The organism is Arthrobacter sp. B0427-1-12, from assembly GCF_059092905.1.
The window spans coordinates 19,934-40,316 of sequence record NZ_JBNHIC010000019.1 but is presented as its reverse complement, the minus strand read 5'-3'; the positions used below and the strand labels follow the sequence as shown (position 1 = coordinate 40,316).

The window sequence follows — 20,383 nt, the reverse complement described above, 5'->3', positions numbered from 1 at the left end:
GGTGAGGCTCTATAGCATCCAGTGAAGGCGGCGGCAGACGATACTATCCCTGCCCTGCCTGAGGGAACAACGGTCTGCATTAGACCTCGCCTGCGATTCAACATGGTCTCTAGGTGGCATTCCCTTCCAACTGGACTGGCGCAATGGAGCGTTCCATGAAAGGCGATTATGGCTACATCAAACACATCCACATCATCACTTCATTCAACAGAACGAAATCAGGACGAACGGCCTGGCAGCCTGAAGCGAGTGATCCTGGCGGGCTCCATAGGAACGTTCGTCGAATACTTCGACCTTGCGGTGTATGGCTTCTTCGCGACAGTTGTCGCCTCGACGTTCTTTCCTGCCGATGACCCCACCGTTGGCCTCCTGTCGACCTTCGCCATCTTCGGCCTGGCCTTCTTTGCCCGCCCCATCGGAGGTGTGATCTGCGGATGGCTCGGGGACAAATGGGGCCGGCGACGGACTCTTGCATGGATTCTGATTACGATGTCGGTCGCCACCGTAACCATCGGTCTGCTTCCCACCTATTCCGCGATCGGAATAGCCGCACCGATATCCCTGCTCCTCCTGCGCTTTGTCCAGGGTCTATCCGCAGGCGGAGAGATCGCGGGCGCCGGGGCATTCGTCGCCGAGCACTCGGCGGACGGGAAGCGCGCTACCAACATGAGCTGGATTCAAGGCGGGACCGTAGCAGCTATGGTCGCCGGCATGGCCCTGGCCTACTTCCTGAACACGGCACTGAGCGATGAATCGATGGCGAGTTGGGGCTGGCGCATTCCTTTCCTGATCGCGGCACCGTTGGGGTTGATCGGTTACTACATCCGCACGAGAGTGTCTGAGACTCCGCAGTTCATCGCAGCGCAAGAGGAAAAGCAGCGCAGATTTCTCGAATCCTCTGCCTCAAGGGATCGCGCCCCTTCTGGCTCAGATTCCTCTCCCGCTGCGTACATTCGTCTAGTGCTTCTTGCCATCGGCGTGATGGCAATGAATTCCACTGCGTTCTACGTTCTGATCAGCTATCTTCCGACTTATTTGACCGGCCATGTTGAGCTTCCGCGCGAACTCGCGCTCATTGCAACTGGGATCTATGCAACCGCATTGTTCTGTCTGCTTCCCATTGCAGGCAGGGTATGCGATCGCATAGGGCGGAAGAAGACACTCCTGGCGTCGACGATCAGCTTCGGAGTTATTGCCTACCCGGCGTTCCTGCTGATCGCTCACGGGACATTCCTCTTCGCTGTTTTGGGTCAGCTGATCTTGGTATTCCCGGCTGCCCTTGGAGCAGCCATGCTGCTACCGGCGCAGATGGAGCTGTTCACGACGACAGTTCGATACCGTGGCACCGCAATCTCTACCGGCTTCGGAGCCGCTGTCTTTGGAGGAAGCACGCCCTTCCTTGCGGAGTTTCTAGCCACCACCACGGGAAGCAATATGGTTCCCGCCCTACTACTGGTAATTGCCGCCAGCGTTGGATTTGTAACCGCACTCTTCTTGAAAGAAACAGCACACTCAACGCTCCCCCAGTAAATTGCGGCAATCCACTTGCGGCTAGTACTACAGTCGCGTTTATTTTCTGCTTTGCCGTTTTCTGTAGTGGTGTCTTTGGGCGTTGTGTTGGCGTTTTCGGCGCCAGTGGGAGCGGGTCAGGACGTGGTCGGGGTGGGGAATGAAGGCCCAGGCGAGGCGGGTGACCAGGTGACGGATTTCGGGCAGGGAGAGGCCTATGAGGCCTTCCGGCCCGGTTCCGGCGCCCCCTTTTTGGCCTTCACAGCGGTCAGGAAGGCGTGGGCGAGCATGGCCAGGGTGATGTGCCGGTACCATCCGGTGTATTGGCGGACCTGGTAGTGATCGAGTCCGGCCTGGCCCTTGGCGGTCTGGAAGGTTTCCTCGACGGCCCAGCGGATCCCGGCGATCCGGGCCATGTCGGCCAGGGCGGTGCGTTTGGGCGTATGCAGAGGAAGTAGGCGATCTCGGAAGGGCTGGCCAGGGACCGGCGGGCCAGCAGCCAATGCTCGGCCTTCCCGTCTTCGGCGCCGTTGATCCGCACCCGGGCCCACGCATAGTCGCGGATTCCCTTGGACCCGTCACCGGCCGGGCGGGTCCGCCACACGGTCGGGGCCAGGTCCCGCAGGGCCGCATCGGCGCGCTTTTCGGTGCCCAGGAGCAAACCGTCCTTGACGGACATTTTCCTGCGGGCGTCGAAGTGCTCCCATTTCCGGTGCAGCCGCCGGTTGCCTTTCAGGGCCCGGATCCGGGTGGCCGGGTCAACCAGGTCCAGCTGCCGCAGCAGCCGTACGCCGGGGCGTGAGTAGGGGCGGGGGTGCTGCCAGGCCGCTTCAACCAGCAGTCTGCGGGCGTAGGTGGACCCGGCTTTGGTGATCGATCCCTGGTGCCGGGACTGCCCGGAGGACTGCTCGCTGGGCACCAGCCCCAGGTAGGAGCCGATGGAGGAGCCGGTGAAGCGGGTCCAGTCCCCGATCTCAACCGCGGGCCCGAACCCGGCGGTGGTCTGGATGCCGCGCAGGCACATCAGCGCATTGATCACCGCCGCGTACCGGCACTGCGCCGCCGTTGCGGTCACCTGCCGGTCGATGCGCCGCAGGCGTGCGGCGAGCAGTTCCGCCTGCTCAACGTCGGCCTCATAGGCGAACTGCAGCACCGGGTCCTCGAAGCGCTGCCGGTGCAGCCACCCGGTATGTTCCTGGGTCCACCTGTTCTGGCTCGGGTAGCGGAGGACGTGGCGCAGCAGGATCGCATTGACATACTGGCGGGCATGGGCCAGGTCCCGGGCCGCGGCCGCGCGCAGCTAAGGACAGATCCCGCAGCGCCTCGGTTGCAGCATCCGGGATGCGCACCTCGGTGACGGCGCCAACCGCGAGCATCTCCGCCAGGACCCATGCGTCCCGCCGGTCGGTCTTCACCCGGTCCCCGGGAGCATGCAGCAGCTTCGAGGACGCGGCAACCACACAGTTGACGCCGGCATCCTGCAGGAACCGGGCCAAGACGTACCCGCCCGGACCGGACTCATACACGGCCTTGACCGGCGGATCGAAGCGGCGCGTCCAGGCCAGCACCGCCCGGGTCTGCGGCCATGGTCTGCCGCACGATTTCCCCGGTTCCCGGGGTGAACGCGCAGCCGACAATGTTCACCGCGTGAACATCCAGGCCGATGAAAGTATGCTCGATCATAGCCGGGACCTCCCAAGCCTCACGTGTGGCACTACCATTGCAGCCCCGACCGACCGGCCAAGCCAACGGGCCAGATCAATGGCAACCCACGGAACCCGTGACACAAAGGCCCCGGCCCTGATACTTCATACCCGCTTCCTGCCCGTCCGGACAGATGGACATCACCGCCGGGATTCAGGACCCGCGGCGCCGCATTCCAACCACACCGGACGCTGCCTGTCAAGCAGGCGCCGCGGGACCGCCCGGCGATAATGGCCATCCCGGCGGGCAGAATGCCCGAACCGGGGATCTCACCTCATATTGTCTAAGCGACCGGGCCCGGGACGCGGCCTGATCCCACGAGGAATACCTGGCCCCCGTCCTAAGGCACGAGGTCGCCGAACGCGAGGCCTCCAGAGTGGCCCTACGGATCCGGGCCGCCCGCTTCCCGGGAGCCAATACGATCGAAGATTTCAACTTCGACCACCAATCGGCCGCCGACGCGAACCTCGTGGCGCACCTAGGCACCGGGGGTCTTCCTCGAGGAAGCCAAGAACGTCGTGCTGCTCGGGCCTATCGGCACAGGCAAGGCTCACCTCGGCCGTGGGGATCGGGATCAAGGCTGCCCGCGCAGGGCACCGGGTCCTGTTTGACACCGCCCCCGGATGGGTCGCCCGCCTGGCCGAGGCCCACGGACGCGGCCGCCTGCCCCAGAAACTACTGGCCAAACTCGGCCGCTACGAGCTGCTGATCGTCGACGAGGTCGTATACATCCCGTTCGACCGGGACTCGGCGAACCTATTCTTCCAACGCGTCTCGCCCAGATACGAATACGCATCGCTGGTCCTGACCCACAACCTGGCCTTCAGCCGGTGGGACGAAGTCTTCGGTGACCCCACCGTCGCCTCCGCCAACCAGCGCCAGACCTCCGGCACAATAGAACAGCACACAAGTAGCCCCATTTTCAGTTGGCAGAAATAGCCCTAATTTTCGGTTGGCGTTAACACATCGGATTCCGCTAGGAAATCAGGGCCACCGATGATTTCTCGGAGCCAGAACTAGCGCACTGCTGCGTCCATCGGTATCCGCTCCGCAGACTGCAGGGCCAAATACGAGACCAGACCTAAGCTAAGCCTGCGGGTCTCGAGTGAATCCCCTCGGCTCGGTAAGGCAATAGGGACCTGCGTACCCAGGATGACGCCCATGGCACGTCCTGTCTCGCCGATGAGAGCCTTACTGGTCATGTTCGCGGCATTGATCTCCGGTGCGACCAGAAGGTCGGCCCGTCCGGCTACGGCCCCGGTCAATGACTTATCCCGTGCAGCCGCGGGCAGCATCGCCGCATCGATCGACAACGGACCGTCAATCTCGAGCCGACCGAGCTGCCCGCGACGCCCCATAACTGCCAAGAGAGCAGCGTCAGTGGCACTCGGCAGTTCAGGCTTCACCAGTTCAACCGCGCTAAGGACGGCAACCTTCGGAATGTCGATGCCCAGAAGGCGCAGTGCATCGATCGAGTTCCGGATAATGTCGGCTTTCGTCGCTAGGTCAGGATGGATGTTGACGCCGGCGTCGGTGATCGCGATCATGCGACCACGGTAGGCGGGCGCTTCAATCACATAGAGGTGACTGGCGACCCGCCCGGTACCCAGTCGATCGCGCCCGAGCATCCCCTGCAGGAGCGTGGCAGTCGCGAGGGAACCCTTGACGACGAAGTCTGCGCAGCCCTCCTTGACCAGCCCCACGGCGGTGGCCACCGCATGCGCTGAATTCCTTGAGGCGATAACCTCAATATCTAGGCTCGCGGCGTGAAGCGCGTTCAATTCGCTCCGAATGCGGGATTCATCTCCAACAAGGTAGGCCGAGCTTCCGAACTCGCGGACTTCGTCAACGATGGCCTCGACCGCCTCGCGGGCATACGGCTCAACGACCACGGCACGCCCTGGCGGGCCACTCCGAATAAGCTCTTCTACTGACTCGAACGTGCGCACCTGTTCACCCCTGTTTGCGATTGATGAAGTTCGTGACTCCTCCATGAAAGGCCGGGGAAGCGAAGAGCAGCGCGCGAAGCGACGAGCCCGTTTCGAGGCCACCGCGATAATCGGAGGTCATCGCTGAGCGGATCGCCATCTTGCCCCACCGCAACACATCAGCCGGAACAGCGTTGGCCGACTCAAGGAACCCGGTGATGAAGTCTTCGAACTCGACGGAAGGCACCACGTTCTGCACCAGGCCAATGGCTTGAGCCTCTGCAGCGCCGATGGGGTTCCCCATGACCGAAAGGGCCAGAGTGGCACGTGGTCCGATGGCCCGGACTAATGCTGGCGCGATCAGCATCGGAAAGGCGCCCAGCTTGATCTCCGGACACCCAAATTTCGCCGAATCGGCCGCGAAGGCGAAGTCGCAGGCGGCGGTCAGGCCACAGCCGCCACCGAGGGCGAGACCCTCGACGGCGGCGATCGTAATTGCCTCCACAGCTTCGAGTGCCGCCAGCATGTCCCGGAACTCCGTGGTGCCGTGGAATTGCTCGGAGGCGACGTCGGTCAAGGAGTCGTGGAACTGCGCAATGTCACCACCGGCACTGAAGGCGCCGCCGGCTCCTCTCAGCACCACCAGGCCCGCCGACCGCACGCCTTCGGACTGCAGTTCGGCCGTAAGCGCTCGGATCGCTTCATCGCTGAGCGGGTTTTTACGCTTCGGCTGGTTCAGAGTCAGAACGACCGTGTGGCCATTTTTTTCCGCAAGGACGAGCGGCGCGGCCTGCTCACTCATGGATCACCCGCGTGACTCGAACATCCGGCAAGACGAGGTCTCGCGGGACCAGGACGCTCCACTCGTGCAACACCTGGCTCACGACGGAACCGCCGCGCAGGCCGCCGACGAACGGGTAGGTGTTGATCGCCAGTGGAGGCAGGAGCTTGGTGAACGCTGTGGCGGCCTCGCGCGAATCGGTGCGGATTGATACCCGCATGATGACCTCATTCTGGTCTGCCGAGGGGACCGTGGCCATGCCGCCGTGCAGGGAGTTCACGCCAACGAACTCCACATGGCTTTCGCGCACCGGAATCTGCTCAATTTTGGCCTGCTTGAGCAGGATGTCAGCAGCTCGCTCCGCCTTCGACAGGGCGTAGGGGAACGCGAACGGCAGCGACACGGTCGCGAGGTAACCATCAGCGAGCCCTGCCGTCATCTTGAGTGTATCCGGGGCGGGCCGCCCCTTGACTCCGGTGACCTCAACGCGATCCTGGCCGACCTCGATGAGGTCTACTTCGGAGAAGTCAGCCGTCACATCCGGAGTCAGGTAGGTCGTGGGGTCGTGGATCTCGTAGTACAGCTGCTCTTGCAGGGTCGCTCTGCTAACCCGGCCACCGGTCGTCGGTGGCTTAGTGACAACGATCTTGTGGGCGTCGACCTCGGCCATGGGATAGCCGATGTCCTCGAGGCGCGGAACGTTCCACCAGTCACCGCTGAAGTTCCCACCGGATGCCTGGCCGCCGCATTCGAGGAGGTGGCCCACCAGGATGCCCCGGGCCACTTGGTTCGGATCGCAGGAATCGATGATCCCACGTGAAATCAGCGGCGCCAGGTAGAGGGACGTGTCCGTGACGCGGCCCGTGACCACGAAGTCGGCCGGTTCCTGCAGGGCCAGGTTGACGGATTCGGCGCCGAGATAAACGTTGGCGAACATCGGTTTGGCGGGCAGGTCCTCGTACCGTTGGCCACTGTCGCGGTCCGACAGCTCCACACCGGCCGCATGCCACTCATTCAGCTTATCGAGGACGTCGTCACCCGTCAGTGCATTGACAACCACGTCTCCATGCCCTTCGGCCGCACAGCGGTCAACGACGGCCCGCGCAGCAGCCAGAGGGTTGAGGCCTCCGCCATTGCTCAGCAGGGTCGCACCAGACTTTCGTGCCAGGGGCAACAGGGAACTGAACAGCAGCGGCATGTCGCGGGCGAAGCCAGACTCGGGGTTTCGGCTCCTGTCTTTGGACAGGATCGCCAGTGTCAGCTCGGCAAGCGCATCGAAGGCCATGAAGTCGACCTCGGTCGACTCCAAAGTTCGATGCGCGGGCCTGGACGCATCTCCATAGAAGGCCTGCCCTGCTGCAAGTCGCACCTGGGAACTCATCGTTGCTCCTGTTCATCGTGGTTTGCGGTCGGGCCGTCAAACAAGGGGCTCGCCGTCGCGAGGTCGGCCGGCACGTCACGGGCAACCCAACGCAGCAGCGCTGAGGCCATCGACTTGCCGAGATTGTCACTGCGCAGGCTGCTGGAACCACCGCCACCGAGCGCCTTGTGACAAACGAACTTCAAGGCGAACAGCTTTGGCAGCTGGTATCGCTGCACCCCTCCATGAACGAGCGGTGAAAGAAATTCCTGCACCACGGACTCGGTCAGCTGTGGGCCCACTAGGTCGTATAGTTCGCGGCTCGTGAAAAACACCGTGATGTCCGACGTGTCACCCTTGTCGCCGGAGCGCCCTTGAGCGATGCGGTACAGCGGCACATCCACGGTCGCGGAATCCTTAGTAACGGTCATGCCACGAACCTAGGCCCACACCGCTTCGCTTGTCAACACTTTAGTTGATAAATTCGACACAGGACCCTTCGGCAGCGTGCGCGGCAGGTATGAAAACGCCTAGCACTGTGGCCCAGGGAAGGTTTCGAATGCAGCCGATTGCCCCGCGCCCATGAAGGCCATCGAGGCCGCCAGCGCACAACAGGGGCAGGGTGAGGAATAGAAGCAACGCACGGCTGCAGCCTTGAATGGCGGGCGGGACGGGACCATGCCGCAACCAGACTTGACCGGGCCCATGAGTACGCCTCCGGAGGATGCTGAGCGAAGGTGGCCCATAAAAGCAGAGAGTACAAGGCCGAGCGCGCGGCCGCGGGAACGATTTTCAACACTATCGTTGACGGAGTGTCTGCAAGAATGGCAGTCTATGAGACAAATCCTAAACTCCTCTTGAAAGCGCGGCGAATCGATGAGCAAGAACCCCCAGTTTCTCAACCAGCGTTCCCCCAAACGAGCGTTCGAGGTGGCGACGTTGGCCCAGGATGCTCCGGCGTATAAACGCGAGTTTGCAGGCCTCGAGATCACCGCTGACACGTGGGCATCGGTCCCCTTGCTTAGCAAGGAGATCCTGATTGAAGCAGTCGAACCGGGCCGCCCTTACGGGGACCGGTTAGCCGTCGAGAAGGAAGAGATCGCTTGGTGCTTCGTCGCCCCCGGACCGATGTTCGTTCCTCTCACCAGTCAGGACATTGACGCCATCGCCGAGCGATATGCCGATACGATGCGGACCGGTGGATTCACCTCTTCCGATGTCGTCGACCAGACGACGCTCTACAACTGGGTCATCGCCGGCTCGATCCTTGGCAAGGGCCTGGAGAAGATCGGTGCTACCGTCGTACCGGGCGGTTCGGGCGACACGCAGCGCCACATCGAGATCATCGAGCAACTCGGCGTCACCGCGATCCTCGCGTTCCCGACCTTCCTCGTTCATCTCCTCGACACGGCCCGGGATCAAGGTCGCCAGTTGCCCCTCAAGCGGGCCATCGTCATGGGCGAGCTTCATGATCCTCGTGAGAAGGAGCGAATCCTGCACGAATACGGCGTCACAGTGCGCGAGTTCTACGGGACCGGTGACGTCGGGCCAGTGGCCGTCGAATGTGGCGTCGAACCGGGCATGCATATTCGCGACGATGTCTACGTCGAGTTGATCGACCCCCACACCGGACAACCCACCTCTGAGGCGTCTCCAGACCGGCCGGCCGAGCTAGTCGTCACGGACCCCGAACGGCGGGCTCTGCCGATCGTCCGACTCCGCACCGGGGATCTGATCGACACGCTGAACCCCGACGCGTGCGGTTGCGGACGAACATCTCCGCGGATCGGTCGCATCGTTGGCCGGGTCGGCGACATCACCAAGGTTAAGGGCATGTTCGTCGTCCCCGGCTCGGTCAAGACAGTGTTCGCCCGCCACAATTTCAGCGCGCGGTACCAGTTGATCGTCACCCGCACGACTGGCCGTGACGACCTCACGCTACAGGTCGAGGGCACCGAACCTAGCAAGTGGAACACGATCCTCGATGACGTAAGCCAGGCCCTTCGAGTCCGGTGTGGCTTCGAGTTTGTCCCGGCGATCGAGGGCGACCGTCTCCTGGTAGATCGGCGCGAGGTTGGATGACGTGCTCGAAAACATGACGGCCAGCCCCGCAGACATCGACCGATTCCTCGGTCTCGCGCCAGACTCGGGCCGGAACATCCGCATCGATCCGTGGTATCCCGACCTCACCTTTGAGGGCGGTGGTGGCGAGTATGCCCAGTTACTCGATGAGCTGCGCAAGGTCCAGGAGATCACGGCGACGTCCAGGGCCGATGCCGCTACCCTTGCGGGCGCGGCCCGCAAGCTGAGGGAAGTAGCCGAAGCCCTGGAACCGGCCCGTGTTCCCCTTGGCCAGGGGTACAGCGGCCAACGCCATGACCTCCCTGGGCGTGGCCATCCATCCCTGGTGCCCTCGCACATCACCGTGTGGACCACATATGCAATCCGTGCGAACGTCACCTTCACCGCTGCCCACGTCGGAGGACGCGGTGCCGTTCACGGCGGGATCATCCCGCTGCTTTTCGACGAGATCCTCGGACGGCTCTCAAACACGAACCGGGAGTCCCCCGCCAGGACGGCCTATCTCCGCACCGATTACCGCAGCGTGACACTGCCCGGCGTCGACTACGTCGTCGACGCGACCGTCGACCGGGAGGAGGGCCGCAAGCGGTTCCTGTCTGCTCGGCTGGTCGGCCCGGACGGCACGGTCACCGCGGAAGCCGAGGGGCTCTTCGTTGTCCTCCGCGATGGTTCCCCCTGAGAACGTGTTGGGAAAGCGGATCAGGCGGCCCTGGCGGATTGCCAGGACCCTCTGCCCGGGGCGGGTGCCAGGCGCTGGGCGATTAGCCCGATCATGGCCCACCTGACCATGGCCTCTGCGTGTTCGGGGAGCCGTTCATAGTCCTAGGACAGGCACCGGCAGCGCCGGGGCAGGACCTCGAAGGTGTGTTGGCCGGCGGTTTTGGCCACGATCTGCGGGGCGGTCCCGAGCAGGTCACGGGCGGTCCCCACCAGCCTGCCGGCGTAGCCGCCGTCGGCGAAGACACACGCGATGGAGGGCGCCTTCGCCCGGGCATTGTCCAAGACTAGGCGCCCGCCGTCGCGGTCCTGCTTAGCTGGCCGCGGTGACCAGCACTGCGACCAGCAGGCCGATCGTGTCGGTGACGAGGTGGCGCTTGCGCCCGTCGGTCTTTTTCCCGGTGTCGTACCCGCGCGAGTCCGCCCCGACGGTGTCGGCGCCCTTGACGGATTGGGAGTCCACGATCCTGAGCCGTGGCCTCCGGGTCCCGCCCGGCAGCGGCCCGAGCGGCAGAACGCAGCGCGTCGTGGATCACCTCGGTGGTGCCGTCCGCGTTCCGGCGCTGGAAGCACCGGTACACGGTGTCCCAGGGCGGGAAGTCGTGCGGTAGCATCCGCCACGCACACCCGCTCCGGTCCACGTGCAGGATCGCCTCCACGATCCGCCCGCGCGGATGAACCGGCGGGCGGCCGCCGGTCTGGACCGGCACCAAGGGCGCGACCAGCTCGCACTGTTCGCCGGTCAGGTCCGAGGGATACGGGTGCGGGGAAGAACCTGCCATACAGCCACGCTCACCCCATCGACCCCAGCAGCCAAACGGCCGCTTTCCCAACACGTGCTGAGACTGTGCTAGCGGGCTGCTGCGGCGAAGTGGGGTCTCGGGGCGCCGGCGACGTCACGCATCGTCAGGCGTACCCGATCACCGACGGAGGGCGTGTTCTCCGGATCTTGTGCGACGGCCACGATCCGAACTCCGGGCGCTTGGGACAGCTCGACGAGGGCCAGCACGTAGGGCGCCGATAGACCGTCGATTCCGACGGTTGCCCGATGCACGCGGCACCATGAGTGGACGCGCCCGTCGGGGTCCATGTCAGCCCATTCCCACATCTCACCCCGACACTGCGGGCACCGGAACAACGGATACCACTGCACCGCAGCACACGAGGAGCAACGGGTAACGCGGATCCGTCCGGCCGCCAGACCGTTACGCCATCCCGCGTAGATGTCCTCGTTATCAAGCATCGTTCCTCCGGAGGTAGAGCCCTGTGTACTGACGACCGGGTCCGGCGCCGACGAACGCGGTCGAGGCATCCGGCACCTGGCGGCCCCGGGCGTCATGGCGCAGTTGCGCCACTGCCTCTGCCAGATGGGAGGCTCCCAGCGTATATCCATGCGCCAAGAGGCCACCATGTGTATTGGTTGGCCGGTTCCCCGTCACGTCGAGCCCTCCACCAGACACGAGTTCAGCGGCCTTGCCGAAGTCCACGATTCCCAGTGCTTCAAGTTGAACCACTGTCGCGACGGTGAAGCAGTCGTACAGTTCGAGGACGTCCACGTCCGCCAATGGGGCACCAACCGCACGTTCGACCGCGTCAGCGACCGCCGTCGCCGCGGGGAACTTCGGCAAGTCCGGGCTTTGGGTGTAAAAGGCCTCGTCCGGGATCGACTGGACCCGGTGAGCCCATTCCTGAAGGCTCACCGTACGCTTTTCAGGTGCAACGGCGCCCGCACGAGACACGACGAACGCGACCGCACCGTCGCTCAGCAAGGAGATATCCGAACGGCGCAGCGGCTCCGCGAAATAGTCCTCGGCCAGGAATTCCCCCAGCTCGATCTCCCGCCGCAACTGGGCGTAGGGATGGGCCATGGCGTTGCGGCGTGCCGAGCAAGCCACCTCGCCGAGCATCGTCGCCAGTTCGGTGCGATCCAACCCGTAATCGTCGGCGTATTTCGTCGCCATGGTCGCAAAGTAGAGCTGTGGGCCGCCGAAGCCGACGGGGTATTCCACCTCCCGTTTGGCGTCCATCGCGCCGTGGATTCCGGTGGGGCCTGAACCGAAGGATCCCCAGTCCACGCCGAAGTAGGTCAGGACATGGTTGGCCAGACCTGACCGGACGACCTCATGTGCTTGAGCGACGGCCAAGAGGATACCGGCGCCGACCGGACTGCTGAGCCCCTGATATCGCACGTTCGTCATCCCCATCGTCGGCAACAGGGTGTCCGCAGCCAAGGCCGCGGGAGTGAGTTTGGATTCGGTCACGACCCCATCGACCTGTGCCGCGTCAATCCCCGCGTCGGCCAGCGCCGCGTCGATCGCCTCCAGGAGCAAACTGTGGACCCGCCGCCCGGATGACCTAACGGGGTGCACCTCCCCCACGCCGGAGATGACAACGTCAGACGTCACTCAGATCACCACCATGGGCGCCACGGGGCTGGCCGTCGCACCCACGATGTTCAGAGGAGCGATCATCAGCATTCCGGCAACCGCAGGGCCGCCCCGGAAATGCTCGAGATTGAGCAGTTCGGCGAAGTAGACGCCGTGATCGCGCAACAGGCCAACGTGCAAAGGGACAGCACAGGTCGGGTCGGTAGCCGGGGACATCTCAACTCCGATGTTGTCGGCGCCAATGATGGAAAAGCCGCACTCCAGGACCCATTCGATGGCGTCAACGTCTAAGCCACCCCAACCGCGCTGGTCCTGAACACCTTCGGTCCAGGCGTCAACCCAGCCGGTTCTCACGAAGAGCGCATCGCCGCGTTCGGGTGTAAGGCCGGCGTCGGAAAGCTGCTGCCGCACGAAGTGCAAGTCAACCGGCTCAGATACGTCGAGCCATTTCCGGTCTCGCGGCACCGCGTCCACGATTAAGACCCTGGTGAGCACCGGGCCGGCTTCCTCGATACCCAACCGTTTCGCACCTCGGCTCGTGACGAGCTCCATCGGAAGATCCCCGTACATCTTGCCGTCCTGCCAGACATGGCACAGCGCGTCCAGATGTGTTGTTCCGTGCGTCGGAATCAGCAGGACATCATCACTGAAGGAGAACCCATGCGCACTCATGGTGTCCGGCGCGATCGCAGCATCGCCCCCGTCCCGTACCATAAAGTGCTGCGGCGCCTGGCGACGAGGGCCGACCGGACCCATGCCGTGGCGGATAGGCAGGCCAAGGCTTAGCGTTTCGAATCGCTTGACAGTAGCCATCGCGCGCTGGATGGCCGCTTCGTCGATATACGCCAGAGCCCCACGCCCGGAGGTTTCCGCCAGTCTTGTCGGCATGTGAACAGCTCCTCGTTTAGCCTGTTGTGTCGCGGGCCTGGTGGCACGCCTCTGACCACATGGTGGCTCTCGAACATGTAATCTGTCAACAGTCATGTTGACAGATTACGCGTCCAGTACATCCTCACTCCGATAACGTGATGCACTACAAGGTGCCGGGGCAGAAAAGGAGACCATGTTGGCCAGTGACATCAGCAGGCGACGCAAGACCGCAGCGGAGGATCAGAGCTCGGTCTACCAGGACCGCAAGGCCGCGCTATTCAAGGCGGCGGCTGAGACTTTTCGAGAGCAAGGACTCGACGGGTCCTCACTCAACGAAATCGCCAAACGCGCAGGCTTGGATCGGGCCAGCCTCTACTACTACGTGGCATCCAAGGAGGAGTTGTACCGCCAAGTCGTAGAGGAGGTGGTGCGCAAGAATGTCGACGAGGTTCTTGCCGTTCGCGACAGCGAGGGTACCGGCGCCGAGAAGCTTGCCAAAGCCGTGACCTTGCTCATGCGCAGTTACGCGGAGAACTACCCCCACCTATACATCTTCGTCGCCGAGGACTTCGGTCGCCGCGGCCCCACGGCGCGTCAAGGCCGCAGCTCTAAAGCGGTTTCGCACGAATGGCGGCAGGAGCTTTCGGCGCTCGGTGATCTTTACTACGAAGCCGTGCGCAACATCGTCACCCAGGGACTCGAGGATGGAACGCTCAGCTCCGGCCTGACCGCCGGCGTGATCGCCCACGGCGTGATCGGCATGACCAGCTGGAGCCACCGCTGGTTCCGCCCGGACGGACCGACCCCGGCGAATGACGTGGCCAAGGGTTTCGTCGGCATCCTTCTGCACGGCTTATCGCCAACGGGGAAAGCGGAAGTTCACTAAGCATTCAATCAACGTGAGTGTTGACGAGCCAACCCTGCATGTCTACGATCGGAGCGTGACACAAGTCACGGCGACCCGCCCGCTTCTGCGCGCCAGAGACATCATCGCCGCCCATCTAGTCGTTCGAAGCAAGGAGCCCCATGTTTGACACCAAGTCGGACACCGAAACGTTTAGCCACGAGATTGCGTTTGACCTTTCCCACCCTGACGGAGTCTTCATCGGGGGGCACTGGGTCCCAGGCGCCGGAACGACGATTGATGTCGTCGACCCTGCCACTGAGCAGACACTGACCACAGTGTCAGCCCCTACCATCGAGCACGCCGATCAGGCTGTGGCCGCGGCACGCCGCGCCTTCGACGAAGGACCGTGGCCACGAATGTCGGCCACCGAACGAATCGCTGTCGTGGAGCGATTCTGCCAAGCAATCGAAAGCCGCCTGGAGCGCATCGTCCCGGCCGTCGTCCTAGAGTCCGGCATGACCATCGGTTATTCGCAGGCGCTCGGTGGTGGCGCGGCTCCTGCGGCGTGGAACGCGTCCCTCGAGGCAGCGCGCAACCTCGCGTGGGAATCCACGGACGGGGGCGTGACCCTGCGTCGAGAGCCTGTTGGCACCGTTCTCGCCGTTCTCACCTACAACGGGCCGGTGTCTCTCGTCGGCATGAAGGTCGTCCCGGCCTTGCTCGCTGGGTGCCCGGTGATTGTTAAACACGCCCCTGAGTCCCAGCTCAGTGCCCACCTCATTGCCGATGCTGCCGCAGAGGCGGGCTTCCCGGAGGGTGTCATCAGCTTCTTGCCCACGACCACGGAGGTGACACAGCATCTCGTCTCCCATCCCGGAATCGACATGGTGACGGTCACCGGCAGTCAGGCAATCGCGAAGGATGTCATCCGGCGCACGTCGGACCGGTTCGCTCGAACCGTACTGGAACTTGGGGGAAAGTCTCCCGCGATCATCACTGAAGACGCCGACCTCGACATGGTGATGTCGACGTTGGGCGATGGGGCCACTGCCGGCACGGGTCAGGTCTGCGTGTTGCTCTCGCGCATCCTGGCTCCACGCTCCCGCTACCGCGAAGTCCAGGACGCGTTCATGGATTTCCTGTCGAGTCGGCGCCTAGGCGATCCTCTCTCTCCCGAGACGCATCTAGGCCCGTTGTCCGTCGAGCGTGCGCGCACGCGCACCGAGGACTACGTCCAAGTGGCACTCCGAGATGGCGCGACATTGGCCTACGGCGGCAAGCGTCCCGCTCACCTGAAGCACGGATATTACTTCGAGCCGACCCTCTTCACCGACGTGGACAATCGGATGCGTATTGCCCAGGAAGAGGTCTTCGGTCCGATCACTACTTTGATCCCCTACGACGACATTGATGACGCGGTCCGCATCGCCAACGACACGATCTTTGGGTTGTCGGCGGCCGTTTACGCCAGCGATGCCGCGGAGGCGGCGGACATCGGTCGTCGGATCCGCTCTGGGACGGTTGCCATCAACCAGGCCGGCATGTCGCTGAATCACGCCTTTGGCGGTGTGAAGCAGTCCGGCTGGGGTCGCGAATGCGGGCTCGAAGGCATCCTGGAGTTCACGGATATCAAGCAGATGCTGCTGCCAAGCGGCGGGAGCTTCCTCAACGCTTGACGCCACCGGCGCGGATCCCTTCGAGGAAGGTGAGAGGCTCCGGGTTCGAGCTGGGCTGTCTAGCCCTCAGTTCGAACCCGGAGCCTCTCACCTTCCGCGCCAACAATTGGATGGTCAGGTCGGGAATGGTGGGCCTGGCGTCCCGCCTGTCAGGCATTAATTCACCGCGGTTCATCGTCGGCTACGCCTGCGATGCGGTCTTTCATCGCCAGGGCGGCCTCGGCGCCACCGTTGCAGTGCGAACTGCTCACCAGCCGGCCCGTCCGAGTTCGGCGGGGCACATCGACGTGGAAGAGCCCGCCCGGATCTCCTACCGTGAGGTGGTGCACCCCTGGCCACCGCGAGCACGTCCATGGGCGCGGGAGCGGCTTTGCCCTTCGTCCACGCCACGGTCGACAGCCGCTTCGGGTGGGGCTGCTTGAAGATCCGCCCTTACGAGCCAGCGGCGCCGGTGCCGGATTGACCCCGCGGGTGAACGATCCCTGCCTCACCCAGCAGGGACTCCCCACGAAGCCCGCCCCACCTACACTTTCGACCCCGGAGACCGGACGCTTTACACCAGGTCTCATCCACCGAGGCATCGTCCAGAAGTCGCTTCGGCCGCATCGACCTTGCACCGACAGGACCGTGTTATCCGACCACATCCCGGTCAGACAAGGATTGCACCCTGCCTAAACCTAAATTGGAGACCGGACTCTAAGCCACGACAGTCTCGGGCCGAACTGCCACACCACGACAGAGCGCGCCGGAACCTCGCAGGCACGCCCAGAGACCGCAACAGCGACGGGCGAGGTCGGCGTGGACTGACCCGGCATTGCGTCGCCGTCGAGGTGATCCGGCAGCTAGGGGCATTCGACGTGTACGTGGGGCGGGATGGAGAGGGCGGCGACACGTCCATGCGCGGTTACGTAAAATCTGTCAACACTAGTGTTGACGGCATGCTCATCAACAGATATGTTGATTAGCATGCAGACGAATGAAGCTATCCAGACGGACTACGACTTCGTGATCATTGGCGCCGGCATGTGCGGTCTGTACCAGCTGTACCGCCTCCGCCAGCTCGGTGTTCGGGTGACAGCCCTCGAGATGAACGGAAACGTCGGTGGCACCTGGTACCGCAACCGTTATCCCGGTTGCCGTTTCGACTCGGAGAGCTATACCTACGGGTATTCCTTCTCCGAGGAACTGCTCGCGGAGTGGAACTGGACCGAACGATTCGCTCCGCAACCGGAAGTGTTGAGCTATGTCAACTACGTGGCGGACAAGTTCTCGCTTCGTGAGGACATCCAGTTCAGCACCAAGGTCATAAGTGCCCGCTTCAACGACGACCAATCAACATGGGACGTCGTAACCGAGGATGGTCGGACCATCTCAACCCGGTTCCTTATGACCGCCATGGGAATGCTCTCCGTGCCGACAGCGCCGCGACTGCCCCACCTGGAGAAGTTCAAAGGCGAAACGGTCCACACGTTCTACTGGCCGTCGGAGGGAATCGACGTCGCTGGCAAGCGGGTCGGCGTGATCGGAACCGGCTCCACCGGTGTCCAGGTGATTTCCACCATCGCCAAGGACGTCGACTCGCTGACCGTTTTCCAGCGGAACCCAAACTGGTGCGCCCCGTTGCACAACGGTCCACTGTCCCAACAGGACATGGATGACATCCGCTCGAAGTACGACGAGATCTTCCAGTCCTGCTTCAACTCCCCCAACGGCTTCATTCATCGACCGTTGCGTGAGAAGACTACGGATGTCAGCCGCGAGGAGCGACTCGCCCTGTGGAACGAGCTCTATGACTCCCCTGGTTTCGGGATCTGGCTGGGGAACTACCGGGACACGATGATGGATGCAGCGGCGAATGCTGAGCTCTCCGAGTTCGTCGCCGGGAAAATCCGCGAACGCGTCACGGATCCGCGAACCGCCGACATGCTGATCCCCACTGATCATGGCTTCGGAACCAAGCGCGTCCCACTCGAAACCCGGTACTACGAGGTCTACAACCAGGACAACGTCGAACTCATCAGTGTCGGGAAGAATCCGATCACCGAGGTGACTGAAACGGGCCTCAGGATCCAGACCGAGAACGGACCTCGTGACATCGAACTCGACGTGATCGTGTTCGCAACCGGCTTCGATGCCGTGACAGGCGCGTTCGACCGGATCGATTTCGTCGGCAGCGGTGGCGTCCGGCTCAAGGAGAAATGGGCTAATGGACCCAGCACAACTCTGGGCGTGCAGACTGCAGGTTTCCCCAACCTTCTCATCTGCGTCGGACCGCAGTCAGGCTCGGCTGCAGCCAACTTCCCCCGCGGCATCGAGGACATCGTCGGGTGGATGACCGACTTCGCTGAGTTCCTTATCGAAAATAGCATCACCCGGGTTGAGCCCACCAAAAAGGCTGAACAGGCGTGGCTTGACCACGTGGCTGAGGTGAACGACAAGGTGTTGATGACCAAGACCAAATCCTGGTTCAACGGCCACAACATCAATCTCAATCGAGACGACCGGCCTCGGCAGATGATTTATACAGGCGGCGCCGTACGCTACCGTAGCCTACTCGCGGACGAACAGGCGGCCGGATACCCCAGCTTCGAACTCAGCAGAGCTGAGGTTCCGGCCGCTGTCTGACGAGGCTACTTGAACCTGCTGATGGGTGCGGGCAAGTGACACTTACCTGGTCCCGCCCCACCGTAGGCGCCAGGACAGTCGCCGCTCACCTCATGAACGAGGCCGGCTGGGCTACATCGCGGACCGGCCCTTTCCTGAGACCGATCTCTCTTGCTCGGACATCGACCCCCTCGAACTCACTGAGGCGGTCGGCTCCCGAGTGCTTGGCGCCCGCCTGAGCAGGGAGCACGCATCATCACGTTGTACATCGGCGTGGCCAGGCCATCGCGGTCTGACTGCATCGGTGCGAAGACCCGGTGAATTAAGGACATCAAAGTGAAAGTCGCATTCTTCACGACTGAGGCATCCGCGCACGGAGAAAGGCTCATTCCGACGCAGGCGGCCGAGAGCGGGTGGGGGAATGACCTGCTACGTGGGATGGCTGTGAGCGGAGCGCTGGCCCGTGGCACGGAGCAAGCGTTCCTCGGCCTCTGCGCCAGTGAGCTGCGCCCCACTCGTTTCACCCTTGACCTTTTCCACCCGCCGCACTCCGTCCCGTCCGTGGTGCACACCGCGGTGATCCGTAAGGGACGGAGGCTGATGTTAATCGACGCCTTCTTTGAGCAAGCCGGCAAGACGGTAGCCCGTTCCTCTACCCTGTTTCTTCGCCCGTCAAAGACTCCTGCCGGCCAGGTGTGGAGCCAAATTCCGCAGATTGAGCCTCCCCCCGCAGAACTGCTCCCCGAAGACAACGATGATCGGATTTACTTTGAGGAGGGGCGGGGCTGGGTCACCTCTGTCGACGCCGCTCATGAGCCAGTCCGCCGGCAGTCGTGGCATTTCCCCATACCGATTGTCGAAGGGGAAAAAATAACGGCATTTCAGACCGTGGCCTGTATGGGTGACGTGTCCAACGTCATTTCGAATTGGGGCGATTTCGGACTGGCACACATTAATGCGGATGTCACGCTGACAATGGCGCGTCTACCAGAAGACCTGCGGATGGGCCTCTCGGCATCGTCCCGAATCGAATCCGAAGGTCTGAGCGTGGGTAGTGCCATGCTCTATGACGCAGAAGGAGTCTTCGGCATGTCTCTGGTCACGGCGCTGGCCAATCCGAAGCACCGGGCGAACCCAAAGACCCGTCAGCCGATGCCCAGCCGCGTAACTCCATGATGTGCAGAGAAGTCTCACGTCCGAAGCCCTTCGTCCGCCGAGGCGGGGGGAACCCATCAAGTCCTCACATAAAGCCCGTCCCGTCCGGCACGTTAGGAGCAGAATCATGAGCCAAGCAGTCCCGAGCGTGCAGCGCAAGCCCCTGGCCGTGCCCACGCAGATCGCCCTCGCCGGTGTCTTCGCGGCCCTCATCGCGATCTGCTCCATGCTCCCCCCATCCCGGTCGGCGGCTTCGGCGTGCCGATCACCCTGCAGACCTTCGCCGTGATGCTCACCGGCCTGATCCTCGGAGCGCGCCTGGGCTTCCTGGCGGTCCTGCTCTACCTCGTGGCCGGGCTGGCCGGCCTGCCGGTGTTCTCCGGATTCAACGCCGGGATCGGCGTGCTGGCCGGGCCCTCGGCGGGCTACCTGCTCGCCTTCCCGCTGGCCGCCGGGCTGACCGGCGCCCTGTCCTCCCTGGTGCTGCGCCGCGGCCGGGCCGCCGCGGCCCGCGGCAACGGGCGGATGGGCTTCGGCTGGTGAGCCCTGGTGTTCCTGTGCGCCATGGTGGTCTCCTTCGTCTTCACCCACCCGATGGGCATTGCCGGCATGATGTTCGCCCTGGAGCTGGACCTGGCCACCGGCATCGCCGCCGACATGGTCTTCTGGCCCGGTGACGTCATCAAGAACGTCATGGCCACGGCGGTCGCCGCCACCGTGATCCGGGCCTTCCCCACCCTGGCCCTGCGCCGGTTCTGAGCGA

Annotated in this window: 20 protein-coding genes and 3 pseudogenes; 10 read left to right on the top strand and 13 right to left on the bottom strand. The window is 63.3% G+C overall.

Going from position 1 to position 20,383, the window contains the following annotated elements:
• Positions 1–168 precede the first annotated feature (168 nt).
• Positions 169–1,530: an MFS transporter gene (locus AC5RWU_RS12775; RefSeq protein ID WP_494031218.1), complete on the top strand. Its 1,362-nt coding sequence runs from the start codon at positions 169–171 to the stop codon at positions 1,528–1,530.
• A 247-nt stretch (positions 1,531–1,777) separates the two neighbouring features.
• Here the strand turns inward: AC5RWU_RS12775 and AC5RWU_RS12770 are convergent, their stop codons facing one another.
• Genes AC5RWU_RS12770 through AC5RWU_RS12760 form a run of 3 tightly spaced genes read right to left on the bottom strand, consistent with a single transcriptional unit; the run spans position 1,778 to position 3,192 of the window.
• Positions 1,778–2,662, bottom strand: coding sequence for a transposase (locus AC5RWU_RS12770; protein WP_494031217.1), 885 nt, complete (start codon positions 2,660–2,662; stop codon positions 1,778–1,780).
• Positions 2,643–3,035 carry an IS110 family transposase gene (locus AC5RWU_RS12765; RefSeq protein ID WP_494031256.1) on the bottom strand — a complete coding sequence of 131 codons (393 nt, stop codon included), beginning with the start codon at positions 3,033–3,035 and terminating at the stop codon, positions 2,643–2,645. Before AC5RWU_RS12765 ends, AC5RWU_RS12770 begins: the two co-directional genes overlap by 20 nt.
• Positions 3,028–3,192 (bottom strand): hypothetical protein, encoded by a 165-nt coding sequence (locus AC5RWU_RS12760; protein WP_494031216.1) that lies wholly within the window; start codon positions 3,190–3,192, stop codon positions 3,028–3,030. Before AC5RWU_RS12760 ends, AC5RWU_RS12765 begins: the two co-directional genes overlap by 8 nt.
• A 349-nt stretch (positions 3,193–3,541) precedes the next feature.
• On the opposite strand from AC5RWU_RS12760, the pseudogene AC5RWU_RS12755 reads away from it, so the two are divergent.
• Positions 3,542–3,637: pseudogene (locus AC5RWU_RS12755) on the top strand (hypothetical protein); the annotation flags it as partial.
• 137 nt (positions 3,638–3,774) lie between these two features.
• Positions 3,775–4,152: an ATP-binding protein gene (locus AC5RWU_RS12750; RefSeq protein ID WP_494031215.1), complete on the top strand. Its 378-nt coding sequence runs from the start codon at positions 3,775–3,777 to the stop codon at positions 4,150–4,152.
• 77 nt (positions 4,153–4,229) lie between these two features.
• Here AC5RWU_RS12750 and AC5RWU_RS12745 read toward each other — a convergent pair whose 3' ends face one another.
• Genes AC5RWU_RS12745 through AC5RWU_RS12730 form a run of 4 tightly spaced genes read right to left on the bottom strand, consistent with a single transcriptional unit; the run spans position 4,230 to position 7,713 of the window.
• Positions 4,230–5,162, bottom strand: coding sequence for a phosphate acyltransferase (locus AC5RWU_RS12745; protein WP_494037013.1), 933 nt, complete (start codon positions 5,160–5,162; stop codon positions 4,230–4,232).
• Between the two features lie 4 nt (positions 5,163–5,166).
• Positions 5,167–5,943: an enoyl-CoA hydratase/isomerase family protein gene (locus AC5RWU_RS12740; RefSeq protein ID WP_494031214.1), complete on the bottom strand. Its 777-nt coding sequence runs from the start codon at positions 5,941–5,943 to the stop codon at positions 5,167–5,169.
• Positions 5,936–7,303, bottom strand: coding sequence for an acyclic terpene utilization AtuA family protein (locus AC5RWU_RS12735; RefSeq protein ID WP_494031213.1), 1,368 nt, complete (start codon positions 7,301–7,303; stop codon positions 5,936–5,938). Before AC5RWU_RS12735 ends, AC5RWU_RS12740 begins: the two co-directional genes overlap by 8 nt.
• On the bottom strand, positions 7,300–7,713 hold the full coding sequence (locus AC5RWU_RS12730) for an AtuA-related protein (RefSeq protein ID WP_494031212.1): 414 nt from the start codon (positions 7,711–7,713) through the stop codon (positions 7,300–7,302). Before AC5RWU_RS12730 ends, AC5RWU_RS12735 begins: the two co-directional genes overlap by 4 nt.
• Before the next feature lie 445 nt (positions 7,714–8,158).
• Here AC5RWU_RS12730 and AC5RWU_RS12725 point away from each other — a divergent pair, with 445 nt between their 5' ends.
• The gene (locus tag AC5RWU_RS12725; protein ID WP_494031211.1) at positions 8,159–9,364 is read left to right on the top strand and encodes a phenylacetate--CoA ligase family protein; all 1,206 of its coding nucleotides are present in this window, start codon (positions 8,159–8,161) and stop codon (positions 9,362–9,364) included.
• Position 9,365: 1 nt separating this feature from the next.
• Positions 9,366–10,043, top strand: coding sequence for a PaaI family thioesterase (locus AC5RWU_RS12720; protein ID WP_494031210.1), 678 nt, complete (start codon positions 9,366–9,368; stop codon positions 10,041–10,043).
• A 143-nt stretch (positions 10,044–10,186) separates the two neighbouring features.
• Here AC5RWU_RS12720 and AC5RWU_RS12715 read toward each other — a convergent pair whose 3' ends face one another.
• The 6 genes and pseudogenes from AC5RWU_RS12715 to AC5RWU_RS12690 all read right to left on the bottom strand — a co-directional run bounded on the left by AC5RWU_RS12715 (position 10,187) and on the right by AC5RWU_RS12690 (position 13,356).
• Entirely contained in the window at positions 10,187–10,366 is a 180-nt protein-coding gene (locus AC5RWU_RS12715) for a hypothetical protein (RefSeq protein WP_494031209.1), read from the bottom strand.
• A 28-nt stretch (positions 10,367–10,394) separates the two neighbouring features.
• Positions 10,395–10,580, bottom strand: a complete 186-nt coding sequence (locus tag AC5RWU_RS12710) for a transposase (protein WP_494031254.1) — start codon at positions 10,578–10,580, stop codon at positions 10,395–10,397.
• Between the two features lie 40 nt (positions 10,581–10,620).
• Positions 10,621–10,863: pseudogene (locus AC5RWU_RS12705) on the bottom strand (transposase); the annotation flags it as partial.
• Between the two features lie 68 nt (positions 10,864–10,931).
• Positions 10,932–11,324: a Zn-ribbon domain-containing OB-fold protein gene (locus AC5RWU_RS12700; RefSeq protein WP_494037012.1), complete on the bottom strand. Its 393-nt coding sequence runs from the start codon at positions 11,322–11,324 to the stop codon at positions 10,932–10,934.
• Positions 11,317–12,486 (bottom strand): thiolase family protein, encoded by a 1,170-nt coding sequence (locus tag AC5RWU_RS12695; RefSeq protein ID WP_494031208.1) that lies wholly within the window; start codon positions 12,484–12,486, stop codon positions 11,317–11,319. The genes AC5RWU_RS12700 and AC5RWU_RS12695 overlap by 8 nt, the downstream gene beginning before the upstream one ends.
• A complete protein-coding gene (locus tag AC5RWU_RS12690) occupies positions 12,487–13,356 on the bottom strand; it encodes a cyclase family protein (RefSeq protein WP_494031207.1) in 870 nt (289 codons plus the stop codon). It lies immediately after the preceding gene.
• Positions 13,357–13,531: 175 nt separating this feature from the next.
• Between AC5RWU_RS12690 and AC5RWU_RS12685 the strand changes: the two genes are divergently transcribed.
• From AC5RWU_RS12685 to AC5RWU_RS12665, 5 genes and pseudogenes are all read left to right on the top strand, one after another.
• Positions 13,532–14,224 (top strand): TetR-type transcription factor C-terminal domain-containing protein, encoded by a 693-nt coding sequence (locus AC5RWU_RS12685; RefSeq protein WP_494031206.1) that lies wholly within the window; start codon positions 13,532–13,534, stop codon positions 14,222–14,224.
• A 140-nt stretch (positions 14,225–14,364) separates the two neighbouring features.
• Positions 14,365–15,861 carry an aldehyde dehydrogenase family protein gene (locus tag AC5RWU_RS12680; protein WP_494031205.1) on the top strand — a complete coding sequence of 499 codons (1,497 nt, stop codon included), beginning with the start codon at positions 14,365–14,367 and terminating at the stop codon, positions 15,859–15,861.
• Positions 15,862–16,827: 966 nt separating this feature from the next.
• Complete coding sequence (locus tag AC5RWU_RS12675; RefSeq protein ID WP_494031204.1) at positions 16,828–18,486, top strand: flavin-containing monooxygenase; 1,659 nt, start codon at positions 16,828–16,830, stop codon at positions 18,484–18,486.
• A 315-nt stretch (positions 18,487–18,801) separates the two neighbouring features.
• Positions 18,802–19,641, top strand: coding sequence for a thioesterase family protein (locus AC5RWU_RS12670; RefSeq protein ID WP_494031203.1), 840 nt, complete (start codon positions 18,802–18,804; stop codon positions 19,639–19,641).
• A 267-nt stretch (positions 19,642–19,908) separates the two neighbouring features.
• Positions 19,909–20,379 (top strand): annotated as a pseudogene (locus AC5RWU_RS12665) (biotin transporter BioY).
• Positions 20,380–20,383: the final 4 nt, after the last annotated feature.